This is a genomic window from Pseudomonas sp. TE31087 (genome assembly GCF_057284075.1).
The window spans coordinates 5,492,983-5,505,382 of sequence record NZ_JBXVNN010000001.1 but is presented as its reverse complement, the minus strand read 5'-3'; the positions used below and the strand labels follow the sequence as shown (position 1 = coordinate 5,505,382).

Genomic DNA, 12,400 nt, shown 5'->3' with positions numbered 1-12,400 from the left:
CAGTGTGAATCGGGTCAGCCGCGCTCGCCGAGCAGCCACTCCAGTTGCACTTCGTGCTGGCCACGGTCGTCGGTGACGAATACGGTACCTTCGCTGATCATCACGTCCCACTTGATGGCACGGGGCATATCGGTGGCCAGGGTTTCCAGCACTTCTTGCGGCACGGCGGCGACGTTCAGGTTCTTCAGCCCCTTCACCGCGCCCAGCACCTTGGTCGTCCAGACCCGCAGGCTGCCATAGGCCAGCAGGCTGGTGCGCTCGGTACGACGCGAGCACCAGGTCAAGCGATCGGCATCGGGCTGGCCAACCTCGATCCAATGCAGGATGCGGTCATCCAGGCTCTTTTCCCACACCGCCGCTTCATCGACATCCGACAGGCCCCGGCCGAAGGACAGGTTTTCGTTGTACCAGAGGGCATAGGCCAACAGGCGCACGGCCATCCGCTCTTCGGTTTCCGAAGGGTGGCGGGCGATCGTCTGCTTGACGCTCTCGTACACGCCGCGGTCGAGGTCGGTCAGATTCAGTTCGAACTTGTAGGTGGTGGACGGCTGGGCCATGGGCGCTGGGCTTCTTGCGGGGGAAAAGTCGCACAGTCTAACCGATCCAGGCCATCTGCGCCGGATCAGACAACGCCGATATACCTGCCACCGCCGAGCTGTGATACAACCTGCCCTCACGCCCAGCCGCCACGGATGCCCCATGCCTACGCCCAGCAAACCCCTCGCCGGCCTGAAAGTCATCGAGCTCGGCACCCTGATCGCCGGCCCGTTCGCCTCGCGGATCTGCGCCGAGTTCGGCGCCGAGGTGATCAAGGTCGAATCCCCCGATGGCGGCGACCCGCTGCGCAAGTGGCGCAAGCTCTATGAAGGCACGTCGCTGTGGTGGTTCGTCCAGGCGCGAAACAAGCAGTCGCTGACCCTCAACCTCAAGCACCCGGAAGGCCGCGACGTGCTCAAGCGCCTGCTGGCCGACGCCGACATCCTCATCGAGAATTTCCGCCCCGGCGTGCTGGAGAAACTGGGGCTGGGCTGGGACGTGCTCCACGCCCTCAACCCGCGCCTGGTCATGGTGCGCCTGTCAGGCTTTGGTCAGACCGGGCCGATGAAGGACCAACCTGGCTTCGGCGCGGTCGGCGAGTCCATGGGCGGGCTGCGCTATATCACCGGTTTCGAGGACCGCCCGCCGGTTCGTACCGGGATCTCCATCGGCGATTCCATTGCAGCCCTGTGGGGCGTGATCGGCGCGCTGATGGCCCTGCGTCATCGCGAGGTCAACGGTGGCGCGGGCCAGGTGGTGGACGTGGCGCTGTATGAAGCGATCTTCGCCATGATGGAGAGCATGGTCCCGGAGTTCGACGTGTTCGGCTTCATCCGCGAACGCACCGGCAACATCATGCCGGGCATCACCCCCTCCTCCATCCACACCACCGCCGATGGCCGTCACGTGCAGATCGGCGCCAATGGCGATGCGATCTTCAAGCGTTTCATGCAGGCCATCGGCCGTGACGACCTGGCCAACGATGCCGCACTGGCCACCAACGACGGTCGCGATGCGCGCCGCGACGAGCTGTACGAGGTCATCGACCGCTGGGCCAACAGCCTGCCACTGGCCGAAGTGATGCAGGCGCTGAACGATGCCGAGGTGCCGGCCAGCCGGATCTACTCCGCCGAGGACATGCTGGGCGATCCGCAGTTCCTCGCCCGCGAGATGTTCCTCCAGGCCCGGCTGCCGGACGGCAAGCCATTCAAGATGCCGGGCATCGTGCCCAAGCTGTCCGACACACCGGGCTCCGCCGAGTGGGTCGGCCCCGCCCTGGGCGAACACACGGCCACGGTGCTGGCCAGCCTGGGCTACGACGCAACCACCATAGCCCGCCTGCGCGCGGCCGGTACGGTCTGACCCAGGCCCCATGCGTATCCGCCATCTGCCCATCGTGCTCTGCCTGTTGCTGACCGCACTCGCGGGGCAGGCGGTCGAGGCCAGGGAGCGCCTGCTATGGCTGGTGCGCGACCTGCCGCCGTTCACCATCTTCGAAGGGCCGGCCAAGGGCCAGGGGGTGATCGACCAGCTGTTGCCGATGCTGATCGCCCGGATGCCCGAGTACGACCACAGCATCGTCCGGGTCAACCGGGCCCGGGGTATCCAGATGCTCCAGGAGCCCAGTTTCACCTGCGACCCGACCCTGTTGTGGACCCCCGACCGCGCCAGATACGTGCATTTCTCCCAACCATCGCTGGGCGTACTGAGCAGTGGCCTGATCGTACGCAAGCAAGACCAGGCGCTGCTGGCGCCCTACCTGGAGGGCCAGCAGGTCGACCTGCAGCGCTTGCTGGCCGAGACCCGCCTGAAGCTGGGCATCGTCGCCGAGCGCAGCTACAGCGTGCAGGTCGATGAGGTCCTCAGGCAACTGCCTGATACCGCGTTCAGCCGACACTATGGCAACGATGCCACGGCCAGCTTGCTGCAGATGCAGCAATTGGGGCGCCTGCAACTGGTGCTCGGCTATTGGCCCGAGATGCGTTACCTGATCCAGCAGCAAAATGGCTCGCTGGACGACTACAGTTTCCACCCCATCCTTGGCGTGAACCGTTACCAGTTCCTGCATGTAGGCTGTTCGGATACTCCGCTGGGGCGCGAGGCGATCGCCCATATCGACCAACTGCTGCCGGCATTGCGTCGCGATACCTTGCCCGAGCTCTACGCCCACTGGCTGGACCCTGGGCTGCAGGAGGATTACCTGGAGCAGGCCAGGCACTTCTTCGAGCAGGGTGAACCGTCGCCGCGCTGAAGCGCCCTGAAGTCGATGGCACAGGGGCGTTTTGAAGTCGGGGCAAAAAGAAACCCCGGCCGCTGGGGAGGACGACCGGGGTCAAGCGAAAGCCCTTGGGACTTCCAGTGACAATCTGCACGGTACCGGAGCAAAGCACCATCAGACGGCCCTTGCTGAATCTGATGGGTCTGTCAGGCAAAGGTTCCTTGTATCTGCCGCTGATGTTGCAGGGCGGCGATCACACAGGGCTGCAGGCGGCCTTCGGCGATCTGCAAGTCACGGTGCAGGCCATCGACCAGATCAACCAGCAACTGCTGCTCCGCCAATTGACGAGTGCAGACCCCGCGCTGCAGGATCCGCACCCCGTGCTCGTCATAGAGTGTCAACTGGCGACTGCCAAGGCTGTCGGGCGTACCAAGCTCGGCCTGGTATGGGGAAAGAGCGTCGTTGAGCAGTCTGCAGATTCTTTCCATCCGGATCACTCGCTGGCTAAGGTTCGAGGAAACTGACCATCGGGCCCGACGGAAAGTTCGCCGTGGCCCGTTACCGCGAGCATGCGCGGACAACATGACAGTTTCGATGCGCCCACCCAGCGTCCGATCAGAGGCGCTCCAACACCCTGTTCCAGGCCTACCATCGACATCGGCCATGGCAACTCTGCCAGCACATTCAAACCGTACTGGCGGGCCTCAAGCGCCAGATCCATTTCCCCCGCGCCAGCACACCCGACGAACAGCAATCCCCCCGCGCAGGAAGCCTGCACCAGATACTTGAACAGGCGCCGGGCATAGCCCCTGGGCATGCGCTGGTCGAGCACCAGTACATCCACCGGGCGCTGCCGCGCCGTCGCGGTCGGCACGTCATCGGTGACCCGGACGCTGTAGACGCCCTGGGCATTGAAGGCCTGATGCAGCAGCATCTGGTGGTAGGGCCGAGCCTGGTGGATAAGAACATTGAGCTGACGCATGAGCTTCCCCCGGAACAGTGTGGCGTGTAGGTTGGAGCGACCACTTTAGTAGGGGTATGTATCGAACTACATGGGAAAAGTCTGAAAGATCCAAACCCTGTGTCGTGGACATGAAAAAGCCCGTCTAGGACGGGCTTTTTCGCGTAGTGCTCGGCTTACAGCGGCTTGCCGCGGTTGCCATGCTGGCTGACGAAGGCCTGCACCGTCTTCAGGTCGTTGGCCAGCACCGTGCAACGCTCTTCGCGGCTGAACAGGTCGCTCAGGTGCGCCGGCAGTTCCAGGGCCTTGTCGACACCGGCCTTCTCCACTGCCTCGGGGAACTTGACCGGATGCGCGGTGCCCAGCACCACCATCGGCGTATCCAGGCTGCGGCGGCACTCGCGGGCAGCCTTGACGCCGATCGCGGTGTGCGGATCGAGGACTTCACCGGTGGCCTTGAACACCTCGGCGATGGTCTCGCAGGTCTGTTCGTCGGTGACGGCCAGCGAGTCGAACAGCTTGCGCGCCTCGGTCCAGCGATCCTGCTCGACGCTGAAACCGCCGCCCTGCTTGAAGGTGTCCATCAGCTGGGCAACCGCGGCGCCATTGCGACCGTGCAGGTCGAACAGCAGGCGCTCGAAGTTGGACGAGACCATGATGTCCATCGACGGCGACAGGGTCGGATGCAGGGCATCCTTGACGTACTGGTTGCCGCTCATGAAGCGGTGCAGGATGTCGTTGCGGTTGGTCGCCACCACCAGCTGGCTGATCGGCAGGCCCATGTTGCGCGCCAGGTAACCGGCGAAGATATCGCCGAAGTTGCCGGTCGGCACCGAGAACGCCACCGAACGGGCCGGGCCGCCGAGCTGCAGGGCTGCGTGGAAGTAGTAGACGATCTGGGCCATGATCCGCGCCCAGTTGATCGAGTTCACCGCCACCAGGCGGGTGCCCTTGAGGAACGACTGGTCGGCGAAGCTGGCCTTGACCATCTCCTGGCAGTCGTCGAAGTTGCCTTCGATGGCGATGTTGTGGATGTTGTCGCCGAGGATGGTGGTCATCTGCCGGCGCTGCACTTCCGACACACGCTGGTGCGGGTGCAGGATGAAGATGTCGACGTTGTCGCAACGGCGGCAGCCTTCGATGGCGGCGGAACCTGTGTCACCACTGGTGGCGCCGACGATCACCACGCGCTCGCCGCGCTTGACCAGCACGTGGTCGAGCAGACGGCCGAGCAGTTGCAGGGCGAAGTCCTTGAAGGCCAGGGTCGGGCCGTGGAACAGCTCCATCACCCACTCGTTGCCGTTGAGCTGGCGCAGCGGCGCGACGACGGCGTGGGCGAAGTTGCCGTAGGTCTCTTCGAGAATCTTCTTGAAGTCGGCGTCGGCGATACTGCCGTCGACGAACGGGCGCATCACCCGGAAGGCCAGTTCGTGGTACGGCAGGCCCGCCCAAGAGGCAATCTCTTCCTGGGTGAAGCGTGGCAGGTTCTCGGGCACGTACAGGCCGCCGTCGCTGGCGAGGCCCGCCAGCAGGACGTCTTCGAAGTTCAGGGCCGGAGCCTGGCCGCGGGTACTGATATAGCGCATGGGTGCAAACCTTCGATGCTGGGCGCGGGCCGCCGTCGCGGCCCGCCGCCGAAATTAATTGAGCTGTTCGACGCGGATGCGCACGACCTTGCCGACCACGTCCTGAAGCGCTTCCAGGGCGACGATGGCGTCGTCGATGCGTTGCTCGACCACACGGTGGGTCAGCAGGATCATCGGTACCAGGCCGTCCTGCTCCTCGGCTTCCTTCTGCATGATCGACTCGATGTTGATGCCGCGCTCCGAAAGAATGCTGGCGACCTGGGCCAGCACGCCCGGGTGGTCCTTGGCCTGGATGCGCAGGTAGTAGGCACTTTCGCAGGCTTCGATCGGCAGGATCGGGTGGGCCGACAGCGCGTCCGGCTGGAACGCCAGGTGCGGCACGCGGTTCTCCGGGTCGGAAGTCATGGCGCGGACCACGTCGACCAGGTCGGCGACCACCGACGACGCGGTCGGCTCCATGCCGGCACCGGCGCCGTAGTACAGGGTGGAACCGGCGGCGTCGCCGTTGACCATCACCGCGTTCATCACGCCGTTGACGTTGGCGATCAGGCGATCGTTGGGGATCAGCGTCGGGTGCACGCGCAGCTCGATGCCGTCGGCGGTGCGACGGGCCACGCCCAGGTGCTTGATACGGTAGCCCAGGGCCTCGGCGTAGTTCACGTCGGCGGTGGTCAGCTGGGTGATGCCCTCGGTGTAGGCCTTGTCGAACTGCAGTGGGATACCGAAGGCGATGGACGCCAGGATGGTCAGCTTGTGCGCGGCATCGATGCCTTCGACGTCGAAGGTCGGGTCGGCCTCGGCATAACCCAGCGCCTGGGCTTCGGCCAGCACGTCGGGGAAGGCGCGGCCCTTGTCGCGCATCTCGGTGAGGATGAAGTTGCCGGTGCCGTTGATGATCCCGGCCAGCCAGTTGATGCGGTTGGCCGACAGGCCCTCGCGGATCGCCTTGATCACCGGGATGCCACCGGCCACGGCGGCTTCGAAGGCGACGATGACGCCCTTCTCGCGGGCCTTGGCGAAGATCTCGTTGCCGTGCACGGCGATCAGCGCCTTGTTGGCGGTGACCACGTGCTTGCCGTTTTCGATGGCCTTGAGCACCAGGTCGCGGGCGATGGTGTAGCCGCCGATCAGCTCGATGACAATATCGATCTCGGGGTTGCTCGCGACTTCGAACACATCAGCGGTAATGGGGGTACCGGTAATCTGGCAGTTCGGGTTCTGCGAGCGCATGGCAATCTGTGCCACTTCAATACCGCGCCCGGCACGGCGGGCGATCTCCTCGGCGTTGCGCTGAAGTACATTGAAGGTTCCGCCACCGACGGTCCCCAACCCACAGATGCCTACTTTGACCGGTTTCACTGTGAACTCCCCATAGAACGGCCGGCACCTGCGCCGACCGTGAAACATGCCGTCACCCCATGACGACGGCGTACTGAATTGATTACTTGCTTTCGGCCAGGGCCAGCTTGGCCACTTGCGGCGCCGGCTGGTAACCCGGAATCACCTGGCCATTCTGTAGAACGATCGCCGGCGTGCCATTTACACCAATCGATTGGCCCAGCTGGAACTGCTTGCTGACCGGGTTGGCGCACTTGGCGGCCTTGATCTCCTTGCCGTCGACCATCTTGTCCAGCGCCGCGCGGCGATCGCTGGAGCACCAGACCGCCTGCAGCTGCTCGTCACCCGGCGAACCCAGGCCCTGGCGCGGGAAGGCGACGTAGCGCACTTCGATGCCACGGCGGTTGAGTTCCGGCACTTCGGCGTGCAGCTTGTGGCAATACGGGCAGGTGGTGTCGGTGAACACGGTGATGTGCGACTTGGTTTCACCCTTGGCCGGGTAGACCACCATCTCGCCGGCCGGGATGCCGTTGATCAGCTTGGCAATGCCCTGGCGCTCGGTCTTCTCGGTGAGGTTGACCGGCTTGCCGTCCTGGATCTGGAACAGGTAGCCCTGCATGACGAACTGACCGTCGGCGCTGGCGTACAGCACGCGACCGCCCTGCAGCTTGACTTCGTACAGGCCATTGAGCGGGCTGCTGCTGACGCTCTCGACCGGCACTTCCAGCGCGAGGTTCTGCAAGGATTTGCGGATCGCCTGCTCGGCACCGGCATTGGCATCGGTGGCCGCGGCGACGGCAAAGGTACTGGCCAACGCCAGGGCGGCGGCGGCGAAAATCTGGGTCACGCGCATGGGGTACTCCTGAAGGCGGACGGGGCCGTGGGGGCGTTGCTTGACCCTGGCGGGTAGCGAACATTCGGCCCTTGCAACAAACCGTCCAAGCCTACCACAACAAACTGGCGCAGTAGGGGTACTCAGGCACCGGTCGGCGGAACATGAAAAGCATTCATCCACGTGGGTGGTGTTCGGCGTGCAGCTGTTGCAGCCGGGCCTTGGCCACATGGGTATAGATCTGCGTGGTGGACAGGTCGCTGTGGCCCAGCAGCATCTGCACCACGCGCAGGTCGGCGCCATGGTTGAGCAGGTGCGTGGCAAAGGCGTGGCGCAGCGTGTGCGGCGACAGCGGCTTGTCGATGCCGGCCACCCGCGCCTGGTGCTTGATGCGGTGCCAGAAGGTCTGGCGGGTCATCTGCTCGCCGCGCTGGCTGGGGAACAGCACATCGCTGGGGCGCCCGCCCAGCAGCTCGGCGCGGCCATCGCGCAGGTAGCGCTCGATCCACACCACCGCCTCCTCGCCCATCGGCACCAAGCGTTCCTTGCTGCCCTTGCCCATCACCCGCAGCACGCCCTGGCGCAGGTTGACCTGGTCCAGGGTCAGGCTGACCAGCTCGGTCACGCGCAGACCGCAGGCATAGAGCACCTCGAGCATGGCACGGTCGCGCTGGCCGATGGCCTCGCCGAGGTCCGGTGCCTGCAGCAGGGCCTCGACATCGGCCTCCGACAGCGACTTGGGCAGCGGCCGGCCCAGTTGCGGCATGTCCACCTGCAGCGTCGGGTCGACTGTGACCAGCCGCTCGCGCAGCAGGTAGCGGAAGAACCCGCGCACCCCGGAAAGAAAACGCGCGGTCGAGCGCGGCTTGTAGCCCTGGTCGAAACGCCAGGCCAGGTGGTCGAGGATCAGCTCACGCCCGGCATCGGGCAGTGCCACGCCATGTTCCTGCAGCCAGCCATTGAACAGCGCCAGGTCGCTGCGGTACGACGAGCGGGTGTTGTCGGACAGCCCCTTCTCCAGCCAGAGGGCATCGAGGAACTGGTCGATCAGGGGGTGGTCCAGTGCAGGCATGAAGACTCGGTGGCAAACGACGAAATGACGCTTAGTCTTTCATAACACGGCATGCAGAGGGAGCCCGCGTGAACGAACAGCAGATTCTTTTGAGTGTCGGCGGCATCGGCGCCGCCGCCCTGCTTTGCCAGTGGCTGGCCTGGCGCCTGAAGCTGCCGGCGATCCTGTTCCTGCTGCTGTGCGGCATCCTCGCAGGGCCCGTGCTGGGCTGGCTGCAGCCCCAGGCGCTGTTCGGCCCGCTGCTGATGCCGCTGGTGTCGCTGGCGGTGGCGCTGATCCTGTTCGAGGGCAGCCTGACCCTGCACCTGTCGCAATGGCGCGAGATCGGCAGCGTGGTGCATCGCCTGGTCACCGTCGGTGCGCTGAGCACCTGGCTGGTGATCGCCCTGGCCACCCACTGGCTGCTGGGCTTCGACTGGCCGCTGGCGATCCTGTTCGGCACCCTGACCCTGGTCACCGGCCCCACGGTGATCGTGCCCATGCTGCGGGTGGTGCGGCCAAAGGCGGCGATCGCCAACATCCTGCGCTGGGAAGGCATCGTCATCGACCCGATCGGCGCGCTGCTGGCGGTGGTGGTGTACAGCTTCATCATCGCCAGCGCCGCCGGCGAGGGCCTGAGCCACAGCCTGGCGACCTTTGCCGGGGTGATCTTCTGCGGCAGCGCGCTGGGTGTTGCCGGTGGCTGGCTGCTCGGTCAGGTCATGCGCGAGCAGTGGCTGCCGGAATACCTGCACAACCTGGCCTCGCTGGCGGCGGTGCTGGGCATCTTCATCGCCGCCAACCAGATCGTCCATGAATCGGGCCTGCTGGCGGTCACGGTCATGGGCATGTGGCTGGCCAACATGCCCGGCGTGGATGTGCGGCAGATCCTGCATTTCAAGGAGAACCTCAGCGTGCTGCTGATCTCCGGCCTGTTCATCCTCCTGGCCGCGCGGCTCGACCTGCAGGCGCTGCTGGCCCTGGGGCCGGCGGTGCTGGCGCTACTGCTGGTGATCCAGTTGCTGGCACGGCCGCTGAACGTCCTGCTGTCGACCCTGGGTTCGCCGTTGAGCTGGCGGGAACGGGCGTTGCTGGCCTGGATCGCGCCACGGGGCATCGTGGCCGCGGCCGTGTCGGCGATCTTCGCCATTCGCCTGGACCAGGCCGGACACGAAGGCGCGCTGCTGCTGGTGCCGCTGACCTTCGCCGTGATCATCGGCACCGTGGTGCTGCAAAGCGCCACCGCCAGGCCCCTGGCCCGCCTGCTGAAGGTGGCGGAACCGGCGCCGAGCGGGTTTCTCGTGGTCGGCGCCAACCCGCCTGCGCGGGTCATCGCCAAGGCCCTGCAGCAACTGGGCTGCCGGGTGTTGCTGACCGACTCGAGCTGGGAGAACATCCGCGCCGCGCGCATGGACAACCTGCCGACCTACTTCGGCAACCCCGCCTCGCAGCACGCCGACGCCCACCTCGACCTGGTCGGCCTGGGACATCTGCTGGGGCTGTCACCGGCGGGCGAGCTCAATGCCCTGGCCTGCGCGCGCTTTCGCCATGACTTCGGCCAGGCCCGGTTGTTCGTGCTGGCCAGCGGCCTGGAAAAACAGCGCAGCGACAAGCACCGGGCCAGCGAGGAGCATCGCGGGCAATTGCTCGGGTCGAGCCCGATGACCTATGGACAGCTGGCCAAGCTGCTGCATCAGGGTGCCGAGCTGTACAGCACCACGCTGACCGAGGCCTTTGGCTGGAGCGATTACCAGCAACTGCATGGCCCGCGGGCCACGCTGCTGTTCGCCCGGGACGGGCAAGGCTGGGTACATGTGGCCAGCCCGGACAATCCGCTCAAGCCGCAGCCTGGCTGGACACTGGTGGCGCTGGTGGAGCCGGAGCTCACCGAGCAGCCTGTGACGCATTGAGCTGGAGCGGCTTTCGCCACTGTCATGGGATAAACGCAATTCTTTGACTTGGCCTGGACTGCGTGGGAGCGGGCTTGACCCGCGATCACCGGCGAAGCCGGTGCCATGCACCGCATCGCGGGACAAGCCCGCTCCCACGCTGGCAATCAACTGTATTTCCTACGTGGCAGCGCAGCCCCAGGGTTGCGCGCCCTCCTGCACCAAAGCACAGTGAGGGCAATCAAGCCAGCGGCAGCACCGGTACCGGGCGCTTGTCCTCGTCGATGGCGACGAAGCTGAACACGCCATGAATCGCCCGCTCGCGGCCGTCGAGGTACATGTTCTCGACGAACACATCCACCTGCACCTGCAGGCTGGTGTTGCCGACCTTGATCACCGTGCCCACCAGCTCGACGATCGAACCGGCCGGGATCGGGTGCTTGAAATCGATACGATCGGTGGACACGGTCACCAGGGGCAATCGACAGAATCGGGTGGCGGCGATGAACGACACTTCGTCCATCCATGCCAGGGCGGTGCCGCCGAATAGTGTGTTGTGGTGGTTGGTGGTGTTGGGGAACACCGCCTTGGTCACGCGGGTCACCGACAGTTCGGTGCGGCGCTGGATTTCCTGGTCTCGGGGCGTCGTCATGGGATTCACCTCGCAAAGTCTGAAAGCAAGGTCGCCTGCTTCGCGGGTAAACCCGCTCCCACAGAGGGCGATAAACCTGTGGGAGCGGGTTTACCCGCGAAGCAGCCAACACAAATCGCAAAATGCAAAAAAGCAGCCCGAAGGCTGCTTTTTTCTCGCAAGGCGGCCTAGGCCGCCAGGCAAACTGTACTCAGGACAGTTTTTCCTTGATGCGAGCGGCTTTGCCGGACAGGTCGCGCAGGTAGTACAGCTTGGCTTTACGCACGTCACCACGACGTTTCACGGCCAGGCTGTCGATCTGCGGGCTGTAGGTCTGGAAGGTACGCTCTACGCCAACGCCGCTGGAGATCTTGCGCACGGTGAAGGCGCTGTTCAGACCGCGGTTACGCTTGGCGATAACGACGCCTTCGAACGCCTGCAGACGCGAGCGGTCGCCTTCCTTCACTTTAACCTGGACGACAACGGTGTCGCCTGGTGCGAAGGTCGGGATCTCTTTGCTCATCTGCTCGGCTTCGAGCTGCTGGATGATCTTGTTGGTCATGCTGTGCTCCTAAGATGGATACTTGATCCACCATCGATACGTTTAACTATCGTCCCGCTCGCGGATGTATTCCTCGAGCAGCTTCTTCTCTTCTCCAGAAAGCGAGCGACTTTCCAGAAGATCGGCGCGTCGTTCGAAGGTCCTACCAAGGGACTGCTTCATCCGCCAACGCCGGATATGTGCATGGTTGCCACTTAGCAACACGTCGGGAACACGCTGATCCGCATACACCTCAGGTCGGGTGTAGTGCGGGCAATCCAGCAGACCGTCGGTGAAAGAGTCTTCCTCCGCCGAGTCCACATGCCCTAAAGCTCCGGGCAGCAGCCGTGTAACCGCATCGATCAGTACCATGGCCGGCAGCTCGCCACCGGAAAGCACATAGTCGCCAATCGACCACTCCTCATCGACATGAGCCTCGATAAAGCGCTCGTCGATGCCTTCATAACGACCGGCGATCAGGATCAACGATTCCTGTTCGGCCAGGCCTTTGACCGCCTGCTGTGTCAGCTTGCGGCCTTGTGGCGAAAGGTAGATCACCTTTGCCGATGCTCCGGTCGCCTGCCTGGCGCTAACCAGGGCGTCTTCCAGAGGCTTGATCTTCATCACCATGCCCGGACCACCGCCAAACGGTCGATCATCCACGGTGTGGTGGCGATCTGTGGTGTAGTCCCGCGGGTTCCAGCAGGTCACTTGCAGCAACCCCTGTTTCACCGCGCGGCTGGTAATGCCGTACTCCGTGATGGCCGAGAACATCTCGGGGAACAACGTGATGACGTCTACGCGAAGGTTACCCAT

13 protein-coding genes are annotated in these 12,400 nt (G+C 64.5%); 3 read left to right on the top strand and 10 right to left on the bottom strand.

The window, feature by feature from the left end; translation table 11 throughout:
• Nucleotides 1-14 precede the first annotated feature (14 nt).
• Nucleotides 15-557, bottom strand: a complete 543-nt coding sequence (locus tag ACZ899_RS24920) for a YaeQ family protein (RefSeq protein ID WP_203651035.1) — start codon at nt 555-557, stop codon at nt 15-17.
• Nucleotides 558-699: 142 nt separating this feature from the next.
• Between ACZ899_RS24920 and ACZ899_RS24915 the strand changes: the two genes are divergently transcribed.
• Nucleotides 700-1,899, top strand: coding sequence for a CaiB/BaiF CoA transferase family protein (locus tag ACZ899_RS24915; protein ID WP_234562167.1), 1,200 nt, complete (start codon nt 700-702; stop codon nt 1,897-1,899).
• Between the two features lie 10 nt (nt 1,900-1,909).
• Entirely contained in the window at nt 1,910-2,788 is an 879-nt protein-coding gene (locus ACZ899_RS24910; protein ID WP_203651033.1) for a TIGR02285 family protein, read from the top strand.
• Between the two features lie 173 nt (nt 2,789-2,961).
• Here the strand turns inward: ACZ899_RS24910 and ACZ899_RS24905 are convergent, their stop codons facing one another.
• The 6 genes from ACZ899_RS24905 to xerD form a co-directional block, all read right to left on the bottom strand.
• Nucleotides 2,962-3,243, bottom strand: a complete 282-nt coding sequence (locus tag ACZ899_RS24905; protein WP_203651032.1) for a DUF3509 domain-containing protein — start codon at nt 3,241-3,243, stop codon at nt 2,962-2,964.
• A gap of 5 nt (nt 3,244-3,248) precedes the next feature.
• Nucleotides 3,249-3,737, bottom strand: coding sequence for a response regulator (locus ACZ899_RS24900; protein ID WP_485627884.1), 489 nt, complete (start codon nt 3,735-3,737; stop codon nt 3,249-3,251).
• Nucleotides 3,738-3,892: 155 nt separating this feature from the next.
• The gene (gene thrC, locus ACZ899_RS24895) at nt 3,893-5,302 is read right to left on the bottom strand and encodes a threonine synthase (protein WP_234562169.1); all 1,410 of its coding nucleotides are present in this window, start codon (nt 5,300-5,302) and stop codon (nt 3,893-3,895) included.
• Nucleotides 5,303-5,356: 54 nt separating this feature from the next.
• A complete protein-coding gene (locus ACZ899_RS24890) occupies nt 5,357-6,661 on the bottom strand; it encodes a homoserine dehydrogenase (RefSeq protein WP_023630110.1) in 1,305 nt (434 codons plus the stop codon).
• Between the two features lie 82 nt (nt 6,662-6,743).
• Entirely contained in the window at nt 6,744-7,493 is a 750-nt protein-coding gene (locus ACZ899_RS24885) for a thioredoxin fold domain-containing protein (RefSeq protein ID WP_234562171.1), read from the bottom strand.
• A gap of 154 nt (nt 7,494-7,647) precedes the next feature.
• Complete coding sequence (xerD, locus tag ACZ899_RS24880; RefSeq protein ID WP_234562173.1) at nt 7,648-8,544, bottom strand: site-specific tyrosine recombinase XerD; 897 nt, start codon at nt 8,542-8,544, stop codon at nt 7,648-7,650.
• Nucleotides 8,545-8,612: 68 nt separating this feature from the next.
• Between xerD and ACZ899_RS24875 the strand changes: the two genes are divergently transcribed.
• Nucleotides 8,613-10,433: a cation:proton antiporter gene (locus ACZ899_RS24875; RefSeq protein ID WP_234562175.1), complete on the top strand. Its 1,821-nt coding sequence runs from the start codon at nt 8,613-8,615 to the stop codon at nt 10,431-10,433.
• Between the two features lie 220 nt (nt 10,434-10,653).
• Here the strand turns inward: ACZ899_RS24875 and ACZ899_RS24870 are convergent, their stop codons facing one another.
• The 3 genes from ACZ899_RS24870 to trmD form a co-directional block, all read right to left on the bottom strand.
• The gene (locus ACZ899_RS24870; RefSeq protein WP_110738367.1) at nt 10,654-11,064 is read right to left on the bottom strand and encodes an acyl-CoA thioesterase; all 411 of its coding nucleotides are present in this window, start codon (nt 11,062-11,064) and stop codon (nt 10,654-10,656) included.
• 190 nt (nt 11,065-11,254) lie between these two features.
• Nucleotides 11,255-11,605, bottom strand: a complete 351-nt coding sequence (rplS, locus tag ACZ899_RS24865) for a 50S ribosomal protein L19 (protein ID WP_011535315.1) — start codon at nt 11,603-11,605, stop codon at nt 11,255-11,257.
• Nucleotides 11,606-11,647: 42 nt separating this feature from the next.
• Complete coding sequence (gene trmD, locus ACZ899_RS24860; RefSeq protein ID WP_028691588.1) at nt 11,648-12,400, bottom strand: tRNA (guanosine(37)-N1)-methyltransferase TrmD; 753 nt, start codon at nt 12,398-12,400, stop codon at nt 11,648-11,650.

Excerpts from the sequence above, each read along its gene's own strand:
- thrC (WP_234562169.1), bottom strand. The coding sequence starts at position 5,302 with ATGCGCTATATCAGTACCCGCGGCCAGGCTCCGGCCCTGAACTTCGAA.
- ACZ899_RS24920 (WP_203651035.1), bottom strand. The coding sequence starts at position 557 with ATGGCCCAGCCGTCCACCACCTACAAGTTCGAACTGAATCTGACCGAC.
- trmD (WP_028691588.1), bottom strand. The coding sequence starts at position 12,400 with ATGGGTAACCTTCGCGTAGACGTCATCACGTTGTTCCCCGAGATGTTC.
- ACZ899_RS24885 (WP_234562171.1), bottom strand. The coding sequence starts at position 7,493 with ATGCGCGTGACCCAGATTTTCGCCGCCGCCGCCCTGGCGTTGGCCAGT.
- ACZ899_RS24915 (WP_234562167.1), top strand. The coding sequence starts at position 700 with ATGCCTACGCCCAGCAAACCCCTCGCCGGCCTGAAAGTCATCGAGCTC.
- ACZ899_RS24910 (WP_203651033.1), top strand. The coding sequence starts at position 1,910 with ATGCGTATCCGCCATCTGCCCATCGTGCTCTGCCTGTTGCTGACCGCA.
- xerD (WP_234562173.1), bottom strand. The coding sequence starts at position 8,544 with ATGCCTGCACTGGACCACCCCCTGATCGACCAGTTCCTCGATGCCCTC.
- ACZ899_RS24905 (WP_203651032.1), bottom strand. The coding sequence starts at position 3,243 with ATGGAAAGAATCTGCAGACTGCTCAACGACGCTCTTTCCCCATACCAG.
- ACZ899_RS24900 (WP_485627884.1), bottom strand. The coding sequence starts at position 3,737 with ATGCGTCAGCTCAATGTTCTTATCCACCAGGCTCGGCCCTACCACCAG.
- ACZ899_RS24870 (WP_110738367.1), bottom strand. The coding sequence starts at position 11,064 with ATGACGACGCCCCGAGACCAGGAAATCCAGCGCCGCACCGAACTGTCG.
- rplS (WP_011535315.1), bottom strand. The coding sequence starts at position 11,605 with ATGACCAACAAGATCATCCAGCAGCTCGAAGCCGAGCAGATGAGCAAA.